Genomic DNA, 24,256 nt, shown 5'->3' on the forward strand with positions numbered 1-24,256 from the left:
CGGCGTTCCGACGATAGGGCCGCCAAAATCTGCACACATTTTACAGAGACCCCCGATGAGACTGTCCCGCTTCTTTATCGACGCCCCCTTGAGCACTGGCGAACACGAGTTGCCCGAGGCCCAGGCCCATTACATCAGCCGCGTTTTGCGCATGGCCGAAGGTGATGCGCTGCAACTGTTCGACGGTTCGGGCCATGAGTTTCGCGCCACGCTGGTGGAGGTCGGCAAGAAGCGCGTCGTCGTGCAGATCGATGAAAGCTTCGTCGGGCAGATTGAGTCGCCATTGTCGATCCATCTCGGCCAGGGCTTGTCCCGCGGCGAGCGGATGGATTGGGCGATTCAGAAAGCCACCGAACTGGGTGTCACTGAAATCACCCCGATCTTCAGCGACCGCTGTGAAGTCCGACTCAAGGACGAACGCGCCGACAAACGCCTGATGCACTGGCGCCAGGTGGCGATCAGCGCGTGCGAGCAATGCGGGCGTTCACGGGTGCCGGTGATTCATCCGCCGCTGCTGCTGGCGGACTGGTTGAAGCAGACCCAGGCAGAATTGAAGTTGGTGCTGCATCCGGTGGCCGAACCCTTGGTGAGCCATGCGAAACCGGCGACGCTGGCGTTTTTGATCGGCCCGGAAGGCGGGTTGTCCGATGCTGAGGTGGATCAGGCCAAGAGTACCGGGTTCCATGCTGCTCGACTTGGGCCTCGGGTGTTGCGGACAGAGACCGCGCCGGTAGTTGCGCTTGCGGTTGCCCAACAGTTGTGGGGTGACTTCTAGGGCCCTATCGTCGGAACGCCGCCCGGAGCAAGCTCGCTCCCACAGGGGTATGCATTCCAAAGTGGGAGCGTGCAAGGATCAAGAGGAGATTACTGCACCGGATCACTCACCGGTTTGGCGATGATTGCCTTCAGTTCGCTGGTCATCGGAAATTCCAGGTTCAGGCCTTTGGGCGGAATCGGTTGCTGGAACCAGCGCTGGTAGATGCCATTGATCTCGCCCGAGCTGTACAGATCGGCGAGGGTCGAGTTCACCAACTGAAGAAACTGCGGATCATCCTTGCGCACCATGCAGCTGTAGATTTCCCGCGACTGCTCCTCACCCACCACAACCCAGTTATGCGGATCGCGGGCCTTGGCGCGTTCGCCGTAAAGCAGCGCGTCATCCATATAGAACGCCGCTGCCCGACCTGACTGCAACATCTGGAACGCTTCGCCGTGGTCCTTGGCGCTGATCACGAACATATCGATCTTGTGATCGATGTTGTAGCTCTTCAGAAACCGTTCGTTGGTGGTGCCCGCGGTGGTCACGACGTTCTTGCCACGCAGGTCGGCGAAGCTTTTGATGCCACTGTCCTTCGCCGTGAGCAACTGCCCCTTCACGTAGATAAACCCGTAAGAAAACGCCACTTGCTGCATGCGCTCGGCGGTCACGCCGGTGGAGCCGCACTCAAGGTCGACCGTGCCGTTCTGCACCAGCGGAATGCGCGTTTGCGAGGTCACCAGGTTGTACTTCACCTGCAGGTCCGGCAGCTCGAGCTTTTGCTTGATGCGCTCGACAATCTTGCTCGCCAGGTCCACCGAATAGCCCATCGGCTGCCCCGTGTGATCACCCACGTAGGAGAACGGCACCGACGCGTCGCGATAGCCCAGGGTGATGCTCTTGGCATTGGCAACCTTGTTCAGCGTGCCGGTCAGTGGCGCTTCGTTGGCCTGGACCTGACTGGCGAGCAGCAGACCGAGGGTGCAGCCGATCAACGTGATTTTTTGCATTGTTATTCTCCGTTGTGGGTCAGTTGATTAGCGGCGGGCGGCGATCACGGTGATTTCCACCAGCACCTCTGGACGGGCCAGTTGCGCCTGCAAGGTGGTGCGGGTCGGTGCTTTGCCCGGTGACAGCCACTGCGACCACACCTCGTTCATGGCGGCAAAGTCGCGGCCAATGTCGTTCAGGTAAATGGTCGCGTTGAGCAGATGATCCTTGTCGCTGCCAGCTTCGGCCAACAACGCATCGATCTTCGCCAGCACTTCGGCGGTCTGGCCGGTGACGTCGGTGCTATCACCCGGAACCTGTCCCGAGAGAAACACCAGATCGCCAAAGGTCACCGCGCCAGAGAGACGACTGTTGCTGTTGATTCGGTTGATGTTCATCGGTTTTTCCTTTTCAAGTCAGGCGACGCGGGGGGCGAGGCCCTGCATTTCAATTGAAGGTGCGCGCCGGGCGATCAACTCGCTGAGCAACCGGGCGCTGCCACAAGCCAGGGTAAAACCCAGGGCGCCATGGCCGAGGTTGAGCCAGAGATTGCGGTACGCCGTGGCCCCGATCAACGGCACGCCGCTGGGGGTGGCCGGGCGCATGCCGGCCCATTCGATGGCGGCGTCGTAATCGCCGGCATTGGGCAAGGTTTCCTGTGCCTGGCGTTTGATCAGCGCCAGCCGTTTGGGGTCGATCGCCGGGTCGAAACCGACAATGTCGACCATCGCTGCCACGCGCAGCTGTTCACCGATGCGGGCGTAAACGATCTTGCGGTTGTAATCGGTGATGCTCAGTTCTGGCGCACGATGTTCGGCGCGGATCGGCAAGGTCAGGCTGTAGCCCTTGAGCGGATACAGCGGCAGGTTCATGCCCGGCAGCGCCAGCGCCGGACTGCGATGACCGGCGGCAATCACCAGTTGTTCGACCGGCAGCACCTGCGAACCCATTTCGACGGCCTGCACCGCGCCGTCCGCGTGGCGAATGCCGGTGACCTCGCGGCCGAGCAAAAACTCGCAACGCCCCGACGCCCGGAGTCGAGCCAGCAGTTTCTGGCAAAAAGCATGGCAATCGGCGACCTCCTCGTCAGGCGTATAAATCGCGCCCACAAACGGCGCCTCGGCGAGTGCAGGCTCCAGCTGCGCGCATTCGGCCCGCGACAGAACGTGCTGCTGTTGCGGATCGGCCAAGCCATGGCGAGCATGCTCAAAACTCGCGGGTTCACGAAACGTCACCAGTTTGCCGTTGCGCCGCCAGTCGAAACCATCGAGGCGGTCTTCTTCGCGCCAGCCTTGCAGCGTGGCCTGGCTCAGCAGCGCCAGACGCAGCAGGTGCGCGCCGTTGCGCTGATTCACCGAACGGCGGCAGGCCGCCAGGAAGGACGCCATCCAGCGCCATTGCGCCGGGTCCAGACGCGGGCGCAGCTTCAACGGCGAGTCACCGCGCAACATCCAGCCAAGCGCCTGCAACGGTACGCCGGCATCGGCCAGCGGCGCGACGTAACGGTAGGACAACTGGCCGCCGTTGGCGAAACTGGTCTCGCTGCCCAACGAATCCCGGGCCTCGATCAGCGTTACGTCGATGCCGTCGCGAACCAGTGCGTAAGCCGTCGTCAGCCCGATGACGCCGCCACCGATAATGCAAACCCGCTGAGCCATGTCTGTCCTTAACCGTTGTTGAAACAGGCTTCAGGTTAGGACCAGGTGACAGGCGTTGAACAATGCTTAAAGATGCCTGACCCATAAACAAAGGTTATGGACTTGCCATGCGACTGCGACACATCGAGATTTTCCAGGCCATTCGCCAGACCGGTTCGGTCAGTGGCGCCGCACAGTTGCTGCACGTGTCGCAGCCGGCGGTAAGCAAAGTGCTGCAACACGCCGAACAGCAACTGGGCTTCCCGTTGTTCCTGCGGGTGCGCGGTAAATTGCAGGCCACGCCCGAAGCGCTGGAACTTGAGCGTGAAGTCGACAAGGTCACCGAAAGCCTGCAAGGCGTGCGACGTCTGGCCCAGAGCCTGCGGCGCGAGCCGGGTCGCAGCGTACGGATCGGCGCGATCCCGGCGCTGGCCCTGTCACTGCTGCCGCCGGCCATCAACGAGTGGACGCAACACTACCCGGACATCATCTGCGAACTGTCCAGCGCCCACAGCCGTGAGCTGATGCAGAATTTGTTGATGCGCGAAGTGGATGTCGCCCTGACCTTGCAGCCGCCGGATCATCCGGGCCTGAAGGCGCAAGCCCTGGCCTGCGGGGTTTTGGTGGCGCTGGCGCCGTTGGGTTATTGGGCCGACGACGCCCTGGGTCAACCGTTGCCGTTGAGCGAACTGGCCGGCGCGCCGCTGATCGGCCTGTCCAGCGCCGACCCGCTGGCAGCCAGGCTCGACAGCTACCTTGAGGCGGTCGATCCGCCGCCACGGGTTCGCATCGCTGTGCAGACCTATTCGCTGGCGCGGGCGATGGTTGAATCCGGTGCAGGACTGGCGGTGATTGATCCGTTTACCGCACTCGGCGCATCCCCCGCGGCCACGGCGATTCGACCTCTGGCACCCGCACTACCGATCACCCTATACGCAGTGACCCGCGCCGACGAACCGCCACCCCACACCTTGAGCGACTTGTTGCAGGTGTTCAGCCGACGGGCGCAGGCGCAACTGGATCGCTTGATCCCTTAGAGGCTTCAAAGGACATAAAACAGAATCGCCACGAAGTGCAGCAAACTCCCGGCGATCACGAACAGATGCCAGATCCCGTGGGCATGGCGCAAACGACTGTCCAGCGCAAAAAAGATAATACCCACGGTGTACAACACGCCGCCCGACGCCAGCCAGGCGAAACCTGTGCTGCCCAACGCCGCCAGTAACGGCTTGACTGCCACCAGCACGATCCAGCCCATCACCGCGTAAATCACGATCGACAAAATCCGCGCTTCCGAACGCGGTTTGATCTCTTGCAGGATGCCGATCAGCGCCAGCCCCCAGACAATCCCGAACAGCGTCCAGCCCCACGGCCCACGTAGCGTCACAAGACAGAACGGCGTGTAGCTGCCGGCAATCAGCAGGTAGATCGAAAAGTGATCGACCTTCTGCATGATCGCTTTCTTGCGCCCACGCACGCTGTGGTAAACGGTCGACGCGCTGTAAAGCACCAGCAAGGTGAACCCGTAAATCGCCACGCTGACGATCTTCCATGGGCTGCCGTCCATGCTGGCGATCACCAGCATCCACACCACCCCCACCACCGCGGCCACCGCCCCGACCAGATGCGTCCAGGCGTTCAATCTTTCCCCGTGATACATGCGTTGCTCACCTCAAAATTCACTGCAACATTGCGCAAACTGTAGGAGCTGTCGAGTGAAACGAGGCTGCGATCTTTTGATCTTGCTTTTAAAAAGATCAAAATCAAAAGATCGCAGCCTCGTTTCTCTCGACAGCTCCTACATAGTTCCAACAAAAACCCGCATGCGTGCACAATCGAGCTATTCGAATAAGAGCGACGCCCATGCTGATCGATGAAGAGTTGACCCTGAAAAAACTCGAGGTGTTCCTGGCCTTCATGCGCACCGGCAACCTGGCCCGGGCCGCCGCCGAATTGCAAACCAGCAATGTCAGCGTGCACCGGGCGATCCATTCCCTGGAAAGCGCCCTGCGCTGCCCACTGTTCAAGCACGAAGGCCGCAATCTCACGCCGCTGGAAAGCGCTTATGTGCTGGAAGAACGCGCGCAGAAGCTGATTCAGGACGTGGTCGAAACCGTGCGCCTGACCCGCGAAGCGGCCGGGTTTTCCGCCGAGCGTTTCAAGCTCGGCTCGCTGTATTCGCTGACGGTGAAAACCGTGCCGCAGCTGATCATGGGCCTGAAGATCCGACGCAGCGAACTCAACATCGACCTGATCCTCGGCTCGAATTTCGACCTGCTGTACAAGCTCAAGAACATGGAAGTCGACGCGATCCTCGTGTCCCTGGACGAGAGCGTCAACGACCCGGACTGCGAGCAGATCCCGCTGTTTTCCGACGATATCTTTCTCGCCACACCGGCGGATTCAAAGTTTGCCCAACGGACCGAAGTCGACCTTGCCGAAGTGCGCGATGAGACATTCATTACGCTGACCCAGGGCTTTGCCACGCACCAGGACGGTAATCGGGTGTTCAAGCAGGCGGGGTTCGAACCGAAGGTGGCGATGCAGGTCAACGACATCTTCACCCTGCTGAGCATGGTCAGCTCGGGCGTGGGTTATGCGTTGCTGCCGGGACGGATTGCCGCAGTGTATGAGAACAGGGTGAAGCTGATTCCGTTGCAGGAAAAGTATCGGTTGCAGCAGCACATTGGGGTGGTGTTTTTGAAGGCCAAGGAGCGGGATCCGAATCTGTTGGCGTTGTTGGCGGAGTGTCGGATGTACGCCAATCGCCAGGCCTGAGACCGCAGCGCTCCTATCGCGAGCAGGCTCACTCCTACCCTGGAATGCATTCCCCTGTAGGAGTGAGCCTGCTCGCGATGGCGTCGGTACAGTCAGCGATGATCTACCGGTTCAGCCAACAATCCCGCGAACAATGAAGTACAGCAGCGAAGGCCCCAACAAGCACCCAAGCCCGGTGTGGAACGTCGCGGTCAACGCGCCATAAGGCACCAACCGCCGATCCGTCGCCGCCAACCCGGCCGTCACACCGCTCACCGTCCCGGCCAACCCACCAAACACCATCGCCGAGCGCGGGTTATCCAGCCCCATCCATTTCGCGGCCATTGGCGTGCCGACCATCACAAAAATCGCCTTGATCAACCCGGTGGCAATCGACAACGCCACCACATCGGAACTCGCGCCAATCGCCGCCCCGGTCACTGGCCCGACGATATAAGTCACCGCGCCCGCGCCGATGGTGGTCATGCTGATCGCATCGCGATAACCGAACGCCCAGGCCATGCTTGCGCCGACAATGAATGGCAGGATCGTGCCCAGCAGCAGCGCGATCACGCCAATCAACCCAGCCTTCTTCGCTTCGGTGGCTTGCACTTCAAACGCCGTGGCGACAATGGCAAAGTCCCGCAGCATGGCGCCGCCCATCAACCCGATGCCGGAGAACAGCGACAAGTCCGCCAGACCTTTTTGCCCGCCGGTCATGGTGCCGCCGACCCACGCCAACACCAGCCCGATGACAATCGCAATCGCCGAGCCGTGAATCCGTCCGTACGTCAGGCGCTTGGACAGAACCACTGACACCCACATAATCACGCCGACGAATGCGAACGCCGTGACCAGACCGTTATGTTCCAGGCCTTTCTCGATGAGATCCCACATATCAGCGACCTCCTACTGGTGTGCCGACCGGCGTTATGTCCGCCGGTTCATCGGGCAACGGTTCGCCTTTGTGAGTCCGGCTGATCAGGGCAATGGTACAGCCGCAGATCACTACCGAACCGATCGCCGCCAGCACTGCCACCGGGCCACCGTGCAGGGCGGTGACGACGTTCTGTTGCGCGGCCATTGCGACCACGACGGGAATGTACATGGCGCCCCAGAAACCGACGCCCATCTCGCAATCCTTGGTCATGCCGCCGTGTTTATGCATCCACAAACGTGCGCAAATCAACAGGATCATCGCGATCCCGACACCGCCAACGTTGGATTTCACGCCCAGCAACACGCCGAGCATGTCCCCCACGATCACCCCTGCCAGCGTACAAATCGCCAACAGCGCCACACCGTAAATAATCATTGTTGTTGTCCTCAAAGTGCATCGTCGAATGTTGTTTTTGTTGTTCGAAGGCCTGAGTCGGTGTTCTAGGGTTGGTGGCTTCCCTCCTCACGCAACAGCGCCTGCAAGGTATCGAGCCGCGCACTGTCGAAGGCAATCACGGTGCCCTGCTCGAACACCCGGCGCGCCAGCCCGGTCAGCACCGCACCGGGCGGCAGTTCGATCTGTAGACGTACGCCGCGCTCGTAAGCGCTTTGTACCGTGCCGCGCCAATCCACCACGCGGCACATGTTGAACGCCAGGTCGTCGCGCAAGGCTTCAGTGTTGATAACGGGCCGGGCGCGACTGCCGCTCAGGTAGCCCAGCGTCGGCGTTTTCAGCTGCACCTTGGCGAAGGCTTCGGCCAGGGTTTTCGCCGGTGCTTCCAGCAGCGGACAGTGGGACGGCACGCTGACGGCCAGACGTTTGGCCAGACCTGCACCGCGACTTTTCGCCAACTCGGCGACGGCTTTCATCGCGCCATCGCTGCCGGCAATCACCACCTGGTTATCGGCGTTGATGTTGGCCAGGTAAACCGGTGTTGCGTCGCTGTGAACTTGCGCCAGCAACTCTTCCACCCTGGTCAAGTCCAGACCGATGATCGCGGTCATGCCATAGCCTTGTGGATATGCCTGTTGCATCAGCTCACCGCGCAGGCTCACCAGATGCAACGCATCGCTGAAGCTCAAGGCGCCGGCGACCACCGCTGCCGGGTAGGCGCCGATGGAAAGCCCGGCCACGTAATCCGCCGCCCACCGCAACTGGCGTGAAGCCGCGACGCCGGCAATCAGCAAGCAAAGCTGAACAGCCCTTGTCGACGTCAACGACTCGGCAGAATCCAGCAGCAATGTATCTTCGCCGAGCACTTCACTCGCCTCGGTCACTGTTTCCCGAGGCAAACGATGGAGCATGCCCGGCTGCTGCGCGCCCTGGCCGGGGAACACCAGCAAACTGCTCACGCTGCTTGCTCCTGTGGGTTCCAGGGATTGCCTACCAGACAGGCTTCACTGGCGTTTTTTAGCAGGACCCGTTTCGAGGGACCGGCCCATTCGCGCAGGGCGACAGCGCCGTTTGGCGTTTGCAGTTGCATGTCCACCCAGCACACCGCGGCATCGAGAAACTTCACCAGTTCCTGCCCCTGCACACGAGATAACGGCTGCGGTGTACGCAGGATAAGGTCGAGGTCGCTGCTCTCATGCAACGCCTGAAAACCGCTGGCCATTTCAAACCCGGCACTGCCGCTGACACCCCAAACCCACTCAAAGGAATCGAGCATTGGCCGCAGTTGATTGAGGGCGCGCACTGCCGGCAAATCCCGATCAATCGAGACATGACAAAGCGCTTCCGGCCGCACGTGACGCTGGATCGCGTCGACCGACATCACCGTTGCATACCGCTGCTCACGCAAACGCCCACGCACGCCGACCGCGATGTGATCCGCCGCGCTCAACGCACGCCGAACCACCACCGGTTGACCCCCACGGATCGACTCGATCACCCACGAAGGTGCATCCGCAGGCAACTGCTCCGGGGTCATCCCCCAGAGCAGGTCGTGGGCCAGAAGCGTGTTCACCACTGCTCTCTCAGCAATTGGCGAACCTGGCTCGACGCCGCACGGTTGCTCGCGCCCAAGCGGCTGCTCAGGTCTCGGCCGCTGGTTGCGACATCGCCAATCGCCTGGCTCAGGCATTCAGTCACCCGCGTCAGATCCGCCGCCGTCGGCTGCTCGATCTGTTCCACCGACAAGGTTTCCCAAAGCAGTCCAAGGCTCGCGTAGCTGTCGATGTCATACGCCATCGGCGGCACGCTGGCGGCCAAGGCTTCGAGTTCTTCGACGCTGCGCAAAGTCACCCGCGCCGCCGAAGCCTTGCCCATCGCGTGAACCATCACGCCCGGATCGCGCAGCGCAATCAGCCGATTGGCCTGATACCCATGAGCCAGAAACGCCCCGGACATCGCCTTGCCCACCAGCAAACCGATCACGGCATGGCCGGCCAGTCGGGCGCGGGCATAACTGTCTGCCGCACCGGCCAAAGCCTGATGAATGCCGAGCGCTTCTTCGCGCCGGCCATACGCCTGACTCGGCACATCGACGATGGCGATCAAGGCGCGTTTCTGTGGTTTATCCAAGTCAGCTGCGATGACTTCATCCACGGCCTTCGCCAAGCCCCAACCTTCCAGCAAACCGACCTCGCCATTGCGGGCGCGGACGAAACGGTTGTCGGGATCAGCCACCACCGCGATAAAGCGAACGGGCTGGTCACCCAATACACCGTCGGCAACCTTCAATGAAGCGGGCAAACCATCAACCGGTTTCGCGCCCGCACTCAAGGCGTTGAACCAGTTCAAACCTCTCAGGGAATACGAACTCATGAGCGCTCTCCTTGATACAGATCGCGAACCGTTGACGGCTCGATTTGCGGCTCGGCGTCCAGACGGGCCAACCGTTGCAGGAACAGCTCGGCCTGGCGGCTGCGTTGCTGTTCCGGCAAACCTTGTTGCAACAATTCGCTGACCTGCTGCTGAACCTGCGCCACGTCGTCAGCGACAAAACGATCCACCAAGCCACTGGCGAAACGTTGCTCGCCACCGGTCAGGCTCCAGATAAAGGGACGATCACGGGAGTCATATTCTTCAAGCCCGGCTTCCTGTTCGATCACTTGCGGACCGTTGAGGCCAAGCCGCGCTTCCTGCGTCACCAGCAAATAGCTGCACAACCCGGCAGCAATCGACATCCCGCCAAAGCAACCCACGCTGCCCGCCACCACGCCAACCACTGGCTGGTATTGGCGCAGATCGACAATCGCCGCATGAATATCGGCAATCGCCGCCAGCCCGAGGTTGGCTTCCTGCAAACGCACGCCACCGGTTTCCAGCAGCAACACGGCGCGAGTGGGAATGCCATTGCGGTTGTCTTCGGCCGCCAGCTCCAGTGCACCGGCAATCTTCGCCCCGCCGACCTCACCGAGGCTGCCGCCCTGAAATGCGCCTTCGATCGCGGCGATCACCACCGGCAAACCGCCGATGCTGCCCTTGGCGATCACCACGCCGTCATCGGCTTGCGGCACCACACCCTGGCGCGACAGCCACGGCGACATGACACGCTGAAACGGGTCGAGCAATTCGCGGAAAGTACCGGCGTCGAGCAAAGCCTTGGCACGTTGTCGGCCGCCGAGTTCGACGAAGCTATGCTTGTGCAACAACGCTGCGCTGTCAGTCATGGCCGATCTCCTCAAAGCCTTGTTCCAGACGCAAGCGCACCACGCCCGGTGTGGCGCCGAAATCGTGGATATCAATCGCCATCGCCGGCGGTGTCTGACCGTCGAACATCCGCGCAAACAGATGCTGCCAGCGTTGTTCGCTGCCATTGACCGAGGTCTGCACCTTGATCGTCAGCTTGCCGGCCCGTCCCGGTTCGATCAGCACTTCCAGATCGCCCGAGCCGACACAACCCACCAGCGTCCGGCCGCGTGGCGGCTGCCCGGCGGGGAATTCAAAAGATAAGGTTTCCATCAGAAAGCTCCGGACTCGATGCGGTCGATAAACAGGCAGGCGGCGAACAAATCCGCTGCACCACCGGGCGACGCATTCAATGCGATTAATTGTTCGTCCAATTCGTGCAGACGGCGGCGACCGGCGAGGCTGGCGCTGCCGCCCGCATCGAGCACGGCTTGGGCGCCGAGTTGCATGGTCTGCAGGCCCTGTTCGCCTGCGCGGTAGAGCACGCAGGTGTCGGCCAGATTCGTCATGATCGCCAGCAAGGCATCGAGCCGGGCGTTCTGCTCGCCATGACCGGCGGCGCGGCTGCGTTTGAGTTGTGGCAGCGCCCGTTGAGTCACCGCCGGAAAACCGAGCTGGGCTTCTTCACGGGCACCGCGAGCGCCGTAACGCTGGGCGACTTGCGCGCCGTGGCTCAGAGGACGCGGTGCGTAACGGTCGTCGAGCAAGGCCAGACGTGCAGCACGCAAAGTGATCGAGCCTGCGGCAATGGATTCGGGCTCCAGCGCAGCCGCCGCGACCAACAGACCCAAGGCCCAGATGGCACCGCGATGAGTATTCACGCCGCCCGTGGTGGCGAGCATCACTTCCTCGCCTTCACGACCGATCAGGCCAATGGCTTCTCGCAGCGGCACACCGACTTCGCCAAACTCGATGGCCGCTTCAGCCATTTCCTTGAACGCAGGCCACAGGGACAGCGCCGACGCGTGCATCAGCCCGAGGTGCAAATCGGTGTGCGCGCCATTGCCACGACGGTCGACCAGCGCCGGTTTCGGCGACAGGTCCGCTTCGTCGATCAGCGCGTCCACCGCCAGATCCGCCAGCCGCTCAGCCGGGGACAGGGTTTTCGGTTGCAGGTTAAATGCGTGCATTACCAGCTCCTGAACTTGGCGGGCGGGTTGTAGAGGCCACCGGACCACTCGACCAGATCGGCCACGCTTTTGGCGGCGAGCAATTCGCGGGTGGCGTCGGTACGGCGGATGCCGAGGTCTTCGGGCAAGGCGATCAGGCCTTCGCGGCGCATGCGCGCGGTGTCTTTCGGGTTGTGGCGCAGGCCGATCACGGTGACTCCGGCCACGGCCGCGATCATCGCCTGACGTTCTTCAAGCGAACGCGCCTTGTAGAGATAGGCGATGCCTTCCTCGGTCAGCAGGTGGGTGACGTCGTCGCCGTAGATCATGATCGGTGCCAGCGGCATGCCGCTTTTCTTCGCCACTTCCACTGCGTCGAGGGTTTCGACAAAGGTCGGTTTGCCGCCCTCCTGGAAGGTCTCGACCATTTGCACCACGAGTTTCTTGCCCCGCTCCAGCAACGCTTCGGGCGCATCGTCGTGGCGCATGTCGAGCCAGGCCGGTGTGCCGTGGCGGCGACCGCGTGGGTCATGGCCCATGTTCGGCGCACCACCGAAACCGGCCAGGCGTCCGCGCGTCACGGTGGAGGAATGGCCGTCGCCGTCGACTTGCAGCGTCGCGCCGATGAACAAGTCCACCGCGTATTGCCCGGCCAGTTGGCAGAACATCCGGTTGGAACGCAGGGAGCCATCGCGGCCGGTGAAGAACACGTCAGGCCGGGCGGCGATGTAGTTTTCCATGCCCAATTCGGTGCCGAAGCAATGCACGCTTTCGACCCAACCGCTTTCGATGGCAGGGATTAGGGTTGGATGCGGATTGAGCGTCCAGTTGCGGCAAATCTTGCCCTTCAGGCCGAGGGATTCGCCGTAGGTCGGCAGGATCAATTCGATGGCGGCAGTGTTGAAACCGATGCCGTGGTTCAGGGACTGGACGTTGTGTTTTTCGTAGATCCCGCGGATCGCCATCATCGCCATCAACACGTGCACAGGCTTGATGTGACGCGGGTCGCGGGTGAACAGCGGCTCGATGTAGAACGGCTTGTCGGCCACCACCACGAAGTCGACCCAGGAGGCCGGGATGTCGACGCGAGGCAACTCGCTGACGTCGTCCACCAGTTGATTGACCTGAACGATGACGATGCCGTCGCTGAAGGCGGCCGGTTCGATTAATGCGGGGGTGTCTTCAGTGCTCGGGCCGGTGTAGATGTTGCCGGCGCGGTCGGCCATGAAACCGGCCGAGAGCACGACGTTGGGGATCAGGTCGACCACCAGCCGTGCATAGAGCTCGATGTAGGTGTGGATCGCGCCGATTTCCAGCAGGCCGTCTTCCAGCAACTGGCTGATGCGCAGGCTCTGGGTGCCAGCGAAGGAGAAATCGAGCTTGCGGGCGATGCCGCGTTCAAACAGGTCCAGATGCTCGGAGCGACCGACGCTGGGCATGATCATGTGCAGGTCATGCAGCTTCGCCGGATCAGCCTTGGCCAGCGAGCGGGAGAGAAAATCCGCCTGCTTCTGGTTATTGCCCTCCAGCACCACACGGTCGCCGGGCAGGATCAAGGCCTCCAGCGCCGCAACGATTTTGTCGGTGGGCAAGACCACACCGTCGGCGAGACCCCGTACCAGCTCGAGACGCCGCTGCTTTTCGCTGCGCCGCCGCGTCCATCGCGAGTCGGGGGATATTGTTGTTGTCATGACCACTCCACGGGTTCGCTGTCGTGGGAGTCACCTTAGGAGTGTTGGGTGGGAGGCATCAATCAAGCAGAGAGACGGATCGTTACGCTTGGAGTAATGGTTGTCAGTGCCGACGCCATCGCGAGCAAGCTCGCTCCCACATTAGGTCTCCGTCGTACACAAAACCCCTGTGGGAGCGAGCTTGCTCGCGATGGGGCCAGAACAATCCCCGCCGGTTTCAATGCCGGAGTGCAATGATCGATAAGTCCCAAAACAGGACCGATCGGTCCCTTTTTGGGACTCTTCAACCTTCGCCAGCCAAATGGGTTTTGTGTTTAAAAGTTTCTCCGCAGGAAGGGTGAGCGGCTACGCAGTCTGGCGTCGCTGCCTACAGCATTGCCGGAACCCGCCGACTGGTGCGTTTTTGCGTTGATCTTTATCGTTTCCGGGTCGCTGCCAATTCAGCGACCGGGTCTGGAAAACCCGAAGGACAGGATCAATGCACATGACATAATGCGGCGCTTTTTTGCTCCGTAGCTCTAAGTTATGGCGGCTGTGCGTGGGAGACCTTCGGGTCTGCCGGGTTTGATCCTATCTCGGTTTTTCCAGTCCGCGTACAGCTGCCACCCTTTTCGTCTGGAAAACGAAAAATGGCAGCTCCATCACTACAAGGATCTTTGCCATGTTCAAACCAACTCCCAACCCGCCGGAAACCGACACCGGTTCCGAAGCATCCCTCGAAGCTGAAAAACTCAAGGAAGCCGCCGACCGCGTCTTTTCCTACTACTTCCCACCCCAAGAAAAACCGGGCAAGCGCCGCAAGCATCACCTCTTCAGCGTCTCCCCCGATATCGACACCGAAGCCCTGCTGGCCAATGCATCCGAAGACCTGCTGTCCATCAGCGCCATTGCTGCCGATCTGGCGGACGATGTGGAAGGCTCACGCCGCTCCGTAGCCTTGGCGCTCAGCCGCATGGCGGATGGGGTGCAGTTGTTGGTGGAGCGGGCGCTGGATCATCATGAGTCGTTGCAGATGAAGGCTCAGCCCAGGGTTTAGCGCAGAAACCCTTGTGGCGAGGGAGCTTGCTCCCGTTCGGCTGCGAAGCAGTCGTAAAACCATTGCATGCGGTGTACCTGATACACCTCGGTTACAGGTTTTGGGGCCGCTTCGCGACCCAGCGGGAGCAAGCTCCCTCGCCACAGGGATCCGGTCAGACCAGACCCGCACTCACTAGCAGTTCTTCCAACGCCAGCAAATTCGGCACCTTGGCCACTTGCTCCCCCACCTGCACCGCCGCCTGTTCCAGCGAACACAACGGCACATCCACATAACTCAACTGGCTATCAAGCTTGTAAGACCGCGGAATCCCCTGCACCAGCAAGGCGATGAATTTCAAATCAGGCCGCCCACCAAGGGCATTGAGGATGACAATCCGCGCCCGCTCACCGATCACGATTTTCTGCCCACACGCCGACTCAAAACTCAGCAACGGAATCTGCCGGTTCCGCCACATTACCCGCCCGAGGTACCACGGCGGGGTGTCGAGGTCGAAGGCGCTGGGTTGGTAATCAATAAGCTCCGCAACAGCGACGTTAGGCAGGATCAGGTTGCGGTCAGCCAAGGGCAGCAACAGCCCCGTCAGGTTGCTGGTGCGGTGTTCAAGCATGGGTTTTGCTCCACAGGGCGATGCTTTCGAGCAGCACCGATTCCTGGTACGGCTTGCCAAGGTAGTCGTTGACGCCGATGGCCATGGCGCGGTCGCGGTGTTTCTGCCCGGTGCGGGAGGTGATCATGATGATCGGCAGGTGCTGCAGACGCTCGTTGGCGCGTACCTGGGTCGCGACTTCGAAGCCGTCCATGCGCGGCATTTCGATGTCCAGCAGCATCAGGTCAGGCATGTGTTCTTCAAGCAGCAGCATGGCATCAACACCGTCCTTGGCGGTCAGCACGTTCATGCCGTGGCGTTCCAGCAGACGGCTGGTGACCTTGCGCACCGTCACCGAATCATCGACCACCAACACCAGCAATGGCTTGTGCGGCTCGACCTCCGCCTCCTGAGCCACTGGCTGTTGCGGCACGCGGGCCTGCATCGCGCGGATCGGCGCCAGCAAATCGAGAATCAGCACCACCCGCCCATCGCCGAGAATCGTGGCCCCAGACAAACCCTGCACCGCCGCAAATTGCGGGCCGAGGCTTTTGACCACGATCTCGCGAGTGCCAGCCATGGAGTCGACTTGCACCGCGATGTGCCGCTCGTTGCACTGCACCAGCAACACCGGCAGCGGCAGGCTCTGGCCGAGTAGTTTCGGGCGATGGCTGGTTTTCAGCAGTTCGCCCAGGTAACACAGCTCATAGTGTTGACCGGCGTATTTGTAGGTCGGCGGATCGAGCCGGTAATGCCCTTCAAGCTCGTTGGGCAGCACGCGAACGATACCGTCGATAGTGTTCAGCGGGATCGCGTATTGATCATCAAAGCACTGCACCATCAGCGCCCGGTTGACCGACACGGTAAACGGCAGTCGAATCCGGAAGTGCACGCCCTGCCCCGGCACCGAGTCGATGCTCATGCTGCCGCCGAGCTGCCGGACCTCTTCATGCACCACGTCCATGCCGACGCCGCGTCCGGAAATCTGGGTGATTTTCTCGGCGGTGGAGAACCCCGGTTGCAGGATGAATTGCAACACGTCGCGGTCGCTGATGTCGCTGTCCGGGGCCAGCAACCCGCGTTTGATTGCCTTGCGCCGCACCGCGTCCAGCGGCACGCCGGCACCGTCGTCGCGGATGTCGAAAATGATGTCGCCGCCCTCTCGCGACAGGTCGAGCGTGATACGCCCCTGAGCCGGTTTACCCGCCGCGATACGCACCTCGGCCGATTCCAGGCCATGATCCACGGCATTGCGCAGCATGTGTTCCAACGGCGCGGCCATGCGTTCGAGGACGTTGCGGTCCATCTCGCCTTCGGCATTGCCGACGATGAATTCCACGTCCTTGCCCAGCTCGCTGGAGACCTGGCGGACGATCCGCTTCAAGCGCGGCAGCATCCGTTCGAACGGCACCATGCGCGTACGCATCAGGCCTTCCTGCAATTCGGTGTTGATGCGGCCCTGCTGTTGCAGCAGGTTTTCCGCGTCCTGATTGCGTCGGTCGAGGGTTTCCTTGAGGTCGAGCAAGTCGGAGGCGGATTCGAACAGCGCGCGCGACAGTTGCTGCAACTGCGAGTGGCGGTCCATTTCCAGCGGATCGAATTCTTCGTAACCCAGTCGTTCGGCTTCGACTTGCTGGCGGCTGAGAATCCGCCCTTGGGTTTCCGTGTCGAGACGACGCAACTGGTCGCGCATGCGCTCGATGGTGGTTTCCATCTCGCTCAGGGTCACGCGCGCATCGTTGACCTGTTGTTCGATCCGGCCACGGAAGATCGACGTTTCGCCGGCCAGGTTGACCAGATCGTCGAGCAGTTCTGCCGAGACCTTGACCATGTCCGCGCCGGCATCGGGTTGCGGCGCGGGCGTCTCGACTTTCGGCGTGGTGGACACCACGACCGGTGCCGGGGCTTCGGGCACGGACGGATGACTGAAATTCTTGATCGCGTCGATCAGTTGATCGGCAGGCGGCAATGGCTGACCGGCACGGGCCGCGTCGAGCATCTGCGCCAGCCGGTCGTGGCTGCTTTGCAACAAGCCGAACAACGCGGCGGTGGGTTGCAGCACGCCAGCCGACAGGCCTTCGTAGAGAAATTCCAGCTCATGGGCGAGATCGCCAATCGGCGTGATTTCCACCATCCGCGCACCACCCTTGAGGGTATGCAGATCACGCAGCAGGGTTTCCACTTCCTGACGATTCGACGGCTCGGCCTGCCAGCGCACCAGCGCCGCGCCGGAGTTTTCGATGATGTCGAAACCTTCCTCGAGGAAGATCTCCAGAAGCTCCGGATCATGCCCCGACGAATCCTCGGCCCGTGCCGGTTCGACCGCTTCAACAGCGCTGGCGTTGCCTTGGCGAAACTCACGAATGGCCTCGATCAGCTCACCCGGATCGCCCAATGGCCGCTGGTTCTGCAACTGATCCAGCAGCTGCGCGAGCCGGTCATGACTGTGTTGCAGCAGGTGCGCCAAGGCTTCGCTGTAGGTGTAACGGCGGTCCACCAGCCCTTCGTAAAGGCTTTCCAGTTCATGGGCCAGTTCACCGACCGGCTCGACCTCGGCCATCCGCGCGCCACCCTTGAGGGTGTGCAAATCTCGCTGCAACGACAACAACGGCGCAGCGTTGTCCGGCTCGCTCAGCCAGCGTTGCAAAGCCTGGCCGGCGCTTTCGAGAATATCCACCGCCTCTTCGAGGAAGATCGAAACGATCTCATCGTCCAGCTCAACCTGGGTCGCGGTCTGCTCCAGCTCAGCCGTGGCGCTGCCCAGTTCCCGGATGCTCAACGTGCGGCTGCCATCGCTGCGAATCAGGCCCATGGCCGACGGATCAAGGCTCTCATCGAGCAACCCGCGCAAGGCCCGGATGCGTTCCGGTTGCGGGCTGACTTCCTGGCCGGCGGCCAGTTCGTCGAGCATGTTGATCAGCGCTTCATGGGCACTTTGCGCTTCATGGAAAAACGCCTCGCTGACCGCCAGGCTGCTTTCTTCCACCGCACCATAGAGGTCGAGCAAGGCTTCACAGAGTTCATCCACCGGATGCAGATCCGCCAGATGCGCGCCTTCGCCGAGGGTGGTCAATTCGTCCAGCAATGCGCTGAGTTCCTGACGCTCGCCGGGATGTTGCTGCCAGCGTTGCAACAGGCTTTCGGCGTCCAGCAGGATGTCCATGCCTTGCGCGAGGAAGTTGTTGATCAGTTGCGGATCACGTTTGATGCGCAACCCGGTATTCGGTGCACTCAGGAGCGTTTCCAGACGCTCGGCCAGCAACGCCTGGGTTCGCTCGATCAATGAGCGGGCGCCAGGGATTTCTGCCTGCGGATCACTCTTGAGCTTTCGCAGCCCGAGACGGAACAGTCCTTCGGCTTCGAGTAACAGTTCGACTTCGTCCAGGTCGAGGGCGAGCAGGTGCGCCTTGTACTCCCGGGCCAGATTATCCAGCGGTGTTGCCAGCTCGGCGATCGGCAATACGCCAGCCATGGAGGCGCTGCCCTTGAGCGTGTGCAGCGCCCGCTGCAACTCGTCGCTGGCCTGCAATGGCACGTGCTCGGCGGCTTTATCGAGGAAACGGTTGAGGCTGCCCAAATGGGTTTCGGCTTCGTTGCGGAAGATCTCAAGCAGCAGCGGATCGAGGGCTGCGACATCTTGTGCGTCTTCATCGAGTATCGATTCATCGCCCTTGGCCAAGGCGTGGGCGCGTGCGGCCAATTGGTCAACGTCGTTGCGCTGGCGCTGGGCATGGTTAGCAAACTCGGCCACCAGTTCGGGCAGCAAATTCAGCACATCGCCCAGCAGTTGTTGCACCTCCGGCCCCGGCGGAACGCTGTGTTCCAATACGCGGTTGAGCAGGTTTTCCACCGCCCAGGCCAGTTCGCCCAGGACCAAAGCGCGGACCATCCGGCCACTGCCCTTGAGCGTATGGAAGGCCCGGCGCAGTTCGCTCAGGACCGACTTGCTCTCGGGATCGGCCGACCAGCGTGGCAGGTACTCCCGGAGGATTTCCAGGACTTCATCGGTCTCTTCGAGGAACACTTCCCGCAGTTCATCGTCCACCGGTTCTTCACCGGCAGGCGGCGGCAACAGGCTTCCCGGGGTCGTCAGGGCCGGCGGGTTGACGGAGGACACAGGGCTGGCCAATACATCGGCCAGTGACTTGACGGTCTCAGGGTCGTCCAGCTCCTGCAGATCCTGCATGACCTGCGCTTCACTCGGGCTGAGCACATCTTCAAGCACCGGCACCTGCCGCTCGATGGGAAAAAAGCCGAGTGCGGCCAGACTCTTTTCCGCGACGTCGAGCAACTTTTCGCCCGGCGCTTCGGGGTCGTCGCTGAGGCGCTCCAGGTAATACTCGATGCTGGTGATGACGTCGGCCAGGCTGTCCAGTTCCTGCCAGCCGGGATGATCCAGATCCAGCAGCAGGTGCTCGCGAATGAAGTGGTTGCACGTTTCGATCAGACTCGCCGCACGGCTCAACGGAATCATCGCCAGCGCACCGCGCACTTGGGTCAGCAAGGCCGGCAGTGGCTGCAAGTGCTGGCGGTCCCAATCGGCGTCGATGTAGTCGACGATCATGTCCTTGGCCTGTTGCAGGCAGATGCGCGCTTCCTTGATCACGATCTGATGGATCTGTGTCAGGTCGGTGGTCGGCAGGCGGCTGTCTTCCTGGCTTTCCGGCTCGACGGTGCCGACCATGCCGGCCAGTGTCGCTTCGACGTAGAGCAAGGCACCGGCGACGTCCACCAGGATCGCGTCGTTGGGCTCACGCTGGCCTTGGGCGAGGCTCAGCACCACCGCCAGTTGATCGATGATGACCTTGCGTGGCTGGCCGAAACCGAGCACCGCCAGGGTGTCGGCGATTTGCCGCAGGGGCGCCAGCAGGCTTTCGAGGTCTGAGGTGTGTTGGCGGTCACTGCGCACGAACAGGTCCAGGCGTTCCTTGACCCGCACCAGCTCTTCACACAAAGCGGCCAACACCGAGCGCATGGCATCGCGGTCGGGACCGGCCAGCCGTGCTCGTTCTTCGTCGACCATTGCGCTGTCAGGCAGCGCGTCGTCCAGTCCGTAGCGATCTTTCATGGTCAGCATCTGCCCGGTGGGATGTTCGGCCTTGGCAATGTAGAACAGCAAACTCTTGAGCAACTCCAGCGGCGCTGGCTGATTGATTCCGGGCATGCCCTGTTCGAGCAGGCGCTTCAGTTCTTTATCGGCCTCCTTGAACAGACTACGCAACGCCGGACTGTTAGCAATCGAGCCGCCGCGCATGCCTTCGACCAACGCCGAGGCGACTTGCCACAACGGGCTCAGGGGTGCGTTGCCGCACAGTCCTTCGAGGCGCGCAAAAACCTTGGTCAGGTAACCGAGGTTGGTTTCGCCATCCTGCTCACGCAGCAATCCGACCAAAGCCATCTGCAACATCTGCCGCAACTTGCGCAGCACATTCGGTAAATCTGCCGGCTCCAGCAGTGCCAGCGACTCTTCGTCCAGTGGCGGCAGGTCAGGCAATTGCGGGCTGAACAGGCTGGTTTCCGACAACAGGCTTTCGCCACGGGCGCTGCGCAGATCGTTGATCAGCGGCAGCACCACCAGCGGCAGGTCGCGGCGCGCACCTTGCACCCGGTCGAGGTAAGTCGGCAGCTGCCCAAGGGCTTGCAGCAACAGGTGGAGCGTCTCATCGCGATGACTGACGCGGTTCTGTTGCAAGGCCGTGGTCAGATGCTCCATCTCTTCGGCGAGCAGCGCCGCGCCGTAGAACTCGACCATCTGCAAACTGCCGTGAACCTGATGGATGCACGCCAGGCATTCACTGAGCGCGTGCGTCGCCTGCGGGTCATCAAGCAACGTTTCAATCGCCTGGTGAGCCACTTTCAGCGTTTCGGCAATCTCGCCTTTGACCCACTCAAGGGCCACATAGTCGTGCCGATCACCCATAACCACTCCACTCATCATTCGCGCGCCTCAAGGCGCATCACACTTTATCCGCAGCCTGCGCCTTGGCGGCCGGCAAGGTGAAACCGGACACCGAACGCCGCAACTGGCTGGCCATTTTCGCCAGGTTGCCAATGCTCTCGGCGGTCGCGGTCGAGCCGGACGAGGTCTGCGTGGTGATCTGCTGGATCACGTTCATCGTCAGGGAAATCTGACCGGCCGAAGACGTCTGTTGCTGCGCCGCGTTGGAAATACTCTGGATCAACGCGGCGAGGGTCTTCGACACGCCTTCGATTTCTTCCAGGGCCACCCCGGCATCCTGCGCCAGACGAGCGCCACGTACCACTTCGGTGGTGGTCTGCTCCATGGAAATCACCGCTTCGTTGGTGTCGGTCTGAATCGCCCGCACCAGGGTTTCGATCTGGCGGGTGGCGGCGGACGAGCGCTCGGCCAGCCGCTGCACTTCATCGGCGACCACCGCAAAACCGCGCCCGGCATCACCGGCCATGGAAGCCTGAATCGCCGCGTTGAGCGCAAGGATGTTGGTCTGGTCGGCAATGTCATCGATCAGGCTGACAATGTCGCCGATTTCCTGAGAAGACTCGCCGAGGCGTTTGATGCGTTTGGCGGTGTCTTGAATCTGCTCGCGAATATTGTCCATGCCGTGGATGGTGTTATGCACCACCTCGTTGCCCTTGTTGGCGATTTCCACCGAGCGTTCGGCCACCGCTGAAGATTCCGCAGCGTTGGCCGAGACCTGATCGATGGACTCGGCCATGTCGTTGATCGCGGTGGAGGCTTCGGCAATCTGCTGCGCCTGATGCTCCGAAGCCTGGGCCAGGTGCATGGCGGTGGCCTGGGTTTCCTGCACGGCAGCAGCGACCTGGCCAGCGGTGAGGTTGATGGTCGCCACCAGATCGCGTAATTGGTCCACGGAATAGTTGATCGAGTCGGCGATGGTCCCGGTGAAGTCTTCGGTCACCGACGCGGTCACGGTCAGGTCGCCGTCCGCCAGGTCTTCGATCTCGTCGAGCAGGCGCATGATCGCGTTCTGGTTACGCTCGTTCTTCTCAGCCGTTTCGCGCAGCTGACGATTGGTTTCCCGCACCATCACCAGACCAATGAGGATGATCGACATCAGCGCCAACAGCCCCAGCACGTAGCCGCCAATGGTGTCGGTGTTGCGCCCGCCAGCCAGGTTTTCGAAACCGCCGGCCAAGTGCGAGGCTTCTTCGAGCAGGGTCTGCGACAGGGTGAAAATATTGGTGGCCGATTCACGGACCTTGAACAGCTCCGGCGAGGTTTCAAGGATTTCATCCACCGAACCCGAGACGAATTCGAACAGCTCGGAAATCTCGATCAATCGCGCGCGTGCATCGCGGTCTTCAACCTGGCTGACTTTCAGTGTCGGATTGCCCTGGAGCATGCCATTGAGCACCTGGCCAAATCGCGCCGCATCGCGACCGAAGGCGTCGGCGGCCTGCTGCGAGTTTTCATCACCGGACAGCACGGTGTTCACCGCACCGAGAATTCGTTCAGCCAATAGCGACTGGCGCTGGGCCATGGCCACCTGCGCGGCCGGGGCACCGCGCTGGAGGAGCGTTTCGACGACTTTTTCGTACTCGACCTGCAACTGCGGCACGGTTTCGGCCAGGGTCGCGGCGACTTGATGCAGCGAGAGCACGGTCTGTTCGCTGGAGAGGATCGCGTCGGTGTTTTTCAGCAGGCGTTCCCAGTCCAGTTGCACGGCACGCATTTCCGGGCGCACGGTGGACGGTGCCGGCGGCAGGCCGGTGGAAGGGTCGCCTTTCTTCAGATAGCCCCAGCGTTGGGCAAAGTCGTTGCGCGCATCGCTCAGCAGTTTGAACGCCGCAGCCTTGCCGGCAGCGGCTTCAGTGGCGTTCTTGGCAATGCGCTGGGACAGCACGCGCAGCTCACCGGCGTGGCCGATGTACTGTTTGTCGTACGTGGCCTGGGTGTTGAGGTACGCGAAGTTGGCGAACAGCAGCATGATGAAGACGATCAGCGCCATGAACAGCGCGATGATCTGTGACCGGCTGCGCGACCCTTCTGGCTTGCCTGTTTTTGCTTTTATCATCGGTCCTCGCCTGTTAACCAACACCCTTTAAAGCTTGCTGAAGTACCTGTGGGAGCGAGCTTGCTCGCGATGAGGACATGTCAGTCGATATCAATGCAACCTGTCACACCGCTATCGCGAGCAAGCTCGCTCCCACAGGGGTTGCGCCGCGCGTTAGACCGCTACATGCATGAAACTTTGTGACTGCACCAACGCAAACGGGCTGAACACCTGCCAGGTCTGCTCGCGCTGAAACTGGCCCTGGATGAAGGGTGCAATCGGGCCGCTCAAGGTATCTGCCGGCTCCAGACTGTCCTGGGCAAAATGCTGGAGGCCGAAGACTTCATCGACCATCAACCCGGCAAACACCTCGTTATGCTCGATCACCAATACTCGGCGCTGCTTGCGCACGGCCGACAGCTCATGTCCGAAGAAGCCGCACAAGTCGATGATCGGCAACAGACGCCCGCGCAGGTTGGCCACGCCCTTGACCCAGGGTCTGACCCCCGGCAGCTGGGTACACCTCGGCTCGTGCAACACTTCGCTGACCTCGCCCATCGGCGCGACGTACCAGTGCTCGCCCAGACGGAAGCCGATGCCGCTCCAACTGTCTTGCCGGGTCGGCTGGGACGGCAAGTCCGCCGCCAGCAGACGACAACGCTGGTCGATCTGCAGCAGCAGTTCGAAAGCCGTCAGCGACTCGGTCATGGCCGGACGATCAACCGGCCAGCACGTTGTTCAGGGTCTTGATCAGGGTCTCTTCGTCGACCGGTTTGGTCAGGTAGTCCTTGGCGCCCTGGCGCGTGCCCCAGACCTTGTCGGTTTCCTGATCCTTGGTGGTGATGATGATCACCGGAATGTGCCCGGTTTCCGGGTCTTTGGTCAGCTGACGGGTCGCCTGGAAACCATTGAGGCCAGGCATGACGATGTCCATCAGCACGGCGTCGGGTTTTTCCTGACGGGCCAGGGCCACGCCGTCGGCGCCGTTTTCGGCTTTCAACACTTCATGACCGTTCTTTTCCAGCATGCCGGTCAGTTTGTACATTTCGGTCGGCGAATCATCGACGATCAGAATACGTGCCATGGTCTTCCCCATTCTTGTCGACGCCGGGCCCGCTGGCCG

The 24,256-nt window shown here is 61.5% G+C and carries 22 protein-coding genes; 4 read left to right on the forward strand and 18 right to left on the reverse strand.

All coding sequences use genetic code 11. The features are described 5' to 3' along the window. The first annotated feature begins 55 nt into the window (after positions 1-55). Positions 56-775 (forward strand): 16S rRNA (uracil(1498)-N(3))-methyltransferase, encoded by a 720-nt coding sequence (locus VD17_RS09655; protein WP_046053646.1) that lies wholly within the window; start codon positions 56-58, stop codon positions 773-775. An 89-nt stretch (positions 776-864) separates the two neighbouring features. Here VD17_RS09655 and VD17_RS09660 read toward each other — a convergent pair whose 3' ends face one another. The 3 genes from VD17_RS09660 to VD17_RS09670 are packed head-to-tail and all read right to left on the reverse strand — an operon-like array spanning position 865 to position 3,405. Further along, positions 865-1,767 (reverse strand): transporter substrate-binding domain-containing protein, encoded by a 903-nt coding sequence (locus VD17_RS09660; protein WP_033060429.1) that lies wholly within the window; start codon positions 1,765-1,767, stop codon positions 865-867. A gap of 27 nt (positions 1,768-1,794) precedes the next feature. Next, entirely contained in the window at positions 1,795-2,145 is a 351-nt protein-coding gene (locus VD17_RS09665) for a RidA family protein (protein ID WP_046053647.1), read from the reverse strand. Positions 2,146-2,163: 18 nt separating this feature from the next. Beyond that, on the reverse strand, positions 2,164-3,405 hold the full coding sequence (locus VD17_RS09670; protein ID WP_046053648.1) for a D-amino acid dehydrogenase: 1,242 nt from the start codon (positions 3,403-3,405) through the stop codon (positions 2,164-2,166). Between the two features lie 107 nt (positions 3,406-3,512). On the opposite strand from VD17_RS09670, the gene VD17_RS09675 reads away from it, so the two are divergent. Continuing rightward, positions 3,513-4,421, forward strand: a complete 909-nt coding sequence (locus VD17_RS09675) for a LysR family transcriptional regulator (protein WP_046053649.1) — start codon at positions 3,513-3,515, stop codon at positions 4,419-4,421. A 5-nt stretch (positions 4,422-4,426) separates the two neighbouring features. On the opposite strand, the gene trhA is transcribed toward VD17_RS09675, so the two are convergent. Next, the gene (trhA, locus tag VD17_RS09680) at positions 4,427-5,044 is read right to left on the reverse strand and encodes a PAQR family membrane homeostasis protein TrhA (RefSeq protein WP_033060434.1); all 618 of its coding nucleotides are present in this window, start codon (positions 5,042-5,044) and stop codon (positions 4,427-4,429) included. 203 nt (positions 5,045-5,247) lie between these two features. On the opposite strand from trhA, the gene VD17_RS09685 reads away from it, so the two are divergent. Next, positions 5,248-6,162: a LysR family transcriptional regulator gene (locus VD17_RS09685; RefSeq protein ID WP_008033325.1), complete on the forward strand. Its 915-nt coding sequence runs from the start codon at positions 5,248-5,250 to the stop codon at positions 6,160-6,162. Between the two features lie 111 nt (positions 6,163-6,273). Here the strand turns inward: VD17_RS09685 and madM are convergent, their stop codons facing one another. From madM to mdcA, 9 genes are all read right to left on the reverse strand, one after another. Then, positions 6,274-7,038 (reverse strand): malonate transporter subunit MadM, encoded by a 765-nt coding sequence (gene madM, locus VD17_RS09690; protein WP_046053650.1) that lies wholly within the window; start codon positions 7,036-7,038, stop codon positions 6,274-6,276. Position 7,039: 1 nt separating this feature from the next. Continuing rightward, on the reverse strand, positions 7,040-7,456 hold the full coding sequence (madL, locus tag VD17_RS09695; RefSeq protein WP_033060440.1) for a malonate transporter subunit MadL: 417 nt from the start codon (positions 7,454-7,456) through the stop codon (positions 7,040-7,042). Between the two features lie 65 nt (positions 7,457-7,521). Further along, positions 7,522-8,433, reverse strand: a complete 912-nt coding sequence (gene mdcH / locus VD17_RS09700; RefSeq protein WP_046053651.1) for a malonate decarboxylase subunit epsilon — start codon at positions 8,431-8,433, stop codon at positions 7,522-7,524. Continuing rightward, positions 8,430-9,050, reverse strand: coding sequence for a malonate decarboxylase holo-ACP synthase (locus VD17_RS09705; RefSeq protein WP_046053652.1), 621 nt, complete (start codon positions 9,048-9,050; stop codon positions 8,430-8,432). Before VD17_RS09705 ends, mdcH begins: the two co-directional genes overlap by 4 nt. Beyond that, on the reverse strand, positions 9,044-9,847 hold the full coding sequence (gene mdcE / locus VD17_RS09710; RefSeq protein WP_046053653.1) for a biotin-independent malonate decarboxylase subunit gamma: 804 nt from the start codon (positions 9,845-9,847) through the stop codon (positions 9,044-9,046). The genes VD17_RS09705 and mdcE overlap by 7 nt, the downstream gene beginning before the upstream one ends. After that, the gene (locus VD17_RS09715; protein WP_046053654.1) at positions 9,844-10,695 is read right to left on the reverse strand and encodes a biotin-independent malonate decarboxylase subunit beta; all 852 of its coding nucleotides are present in this window, start codon (positions 10,693-10,695) and stop codon (positions 9,844-9,846) included. Before VD17_RS09715 ends, mdcE begins: the two co-directional genes overlap by 4 nt. After that, the gene (locus VD17_RS09720) at positions 10,688-10,987 is read right to left on the reverse strand and encodes a malonate decarboxylase subunit delta (RefSeq protein WP_046053655.1); all 300 of its coding nucleotides are present in this window, start codon (positions 10,985-10,987) and stop codon (positions 10,688-10,690) included. Before VD17_RS09720 ends, VD17_RS09715 begins: the two co-directional genes overlap by 8 nt. After that, positions 10,987-11,844, reverse strand: coding sequence for a triphosphoribosyl-dephospho-CoA synthase (locus VD17_RS09725; RefSeq protein ID WP_046053656.1), 858 nt, complete (start codon positions 11,842-11,844; stop codon positions 10,987-10,989). The genes VD17_RS09720 and VD17_RS09725 overlap by 1 nt, the downstream gene beginning before the upstream one ends. After that, positions 11,844-13,514, reverse strand: coding sequence for a malonate decarboxylase subunit alpha (mdcA, locus tag VD17_RS09730; RefSeq protein ID WP_046053657.1), 1,671 nt, complete (start codon positions 13,512-13,514; stop codon positions 11,844-11,846). The genes VD17_RS09725 and mdcA overlap by 1 nt, the downstream gene beginning before the upstream one ends. 661 nt (positions 13,515-14,175) lie before the next feature. Between mdcA and VD17_RS09735 the strand changes: the two genes are divergently transcribed. Next, entirely contained in the window at positions 14,176-14,550 is a 375-nt protein-coding gene (locus VD17_RS09735; protein WP_046053658.1) for a DUF6124 family protein, read from the forward strand. A gap of 154 nt (positions 14,551-14,704) precedes the next feature. On the opposite strand, the gene VD17_RS09740 is transcribed toward VD17_RS09735, so the two are convergent. The 5 genes from VD17_RS09740 to pilH form a co-directional block, all read right to left on the reverse strand. After that, positions 14,705-15,160 (reverse strand): chemotaxis protein CheW, encoded by a 456-nt coding sequence (locus tag VD17_RS09740; RefSeq protein ID WP_046053659.1) that lies wholly within the window; start codon positions 15,158-15,160, stop codon positions 14,705-14,707. Next, positions 15,153-21,059 (reverse strand): Hpt domain-containing protein, encoded by a 5,907-nt coding sequence (locus VD17_RS09745; protein WP_046053660.1) that lies wholly within the window; start codon positions 21,057-21,059, stop codon positions 15,153-15,155. The genes VD17_RS09740 and VD17_RS09745 overlap by 8 nt, the downstream gene beginning before the upstream one ends. Before the next feature lie 37 nt (positions 21,060-21,096). Continuing rightward, positions 21,097-23,154: a methyl-accepting chemotaxis protein gene (locus tag VD17_RS09750; RefSeq protein ID WP_046053661.1), complete on the reverse strand. Its 2,058-nt coding sequence runs from the start codon at positions 23,152-23,154 to the stop codon at positions 21,097-21,099. Positions 23,155-23,307: 153 nt separating this feature from the next. After that, complete coding sequence (locus tag VD17_RS09755) at positions 23,308-23,841, reverse strand: chemotaxis protein CheW (RefSeq protein WP_046053662.1); 534 nt, start codon at positions 23,839-23,841, stop codon at positions 23,308-23,310. Between the two features lie 10 nt (positions 23,842-23,851). Then, positions 23,852-24,217, reverse strand: a complete 366-nt coding sequence (gene pilH, locus VD17_RS09760; protein ID WP_033060460.1) for a twitching motility response regulator PilH — start codon at positions 24,215-24,217, stop codon at positions 23,852-23,854. Between the last annotated feature and the right edge of the window lie 39 nt (positions 24,218-24,256).

Origin of the sequence: Pseudomonas fluorescens (assembly GCF_000968015.1) — a bacterium.
GTDB classification, from domain to species: Bacteria; Pseudomonadota; Gammaproteobacteria; order Pseudomonadales; family Pseudomonadaceae; genus Aquipseudomonas; species Aquipseudomonas fluorescens_W.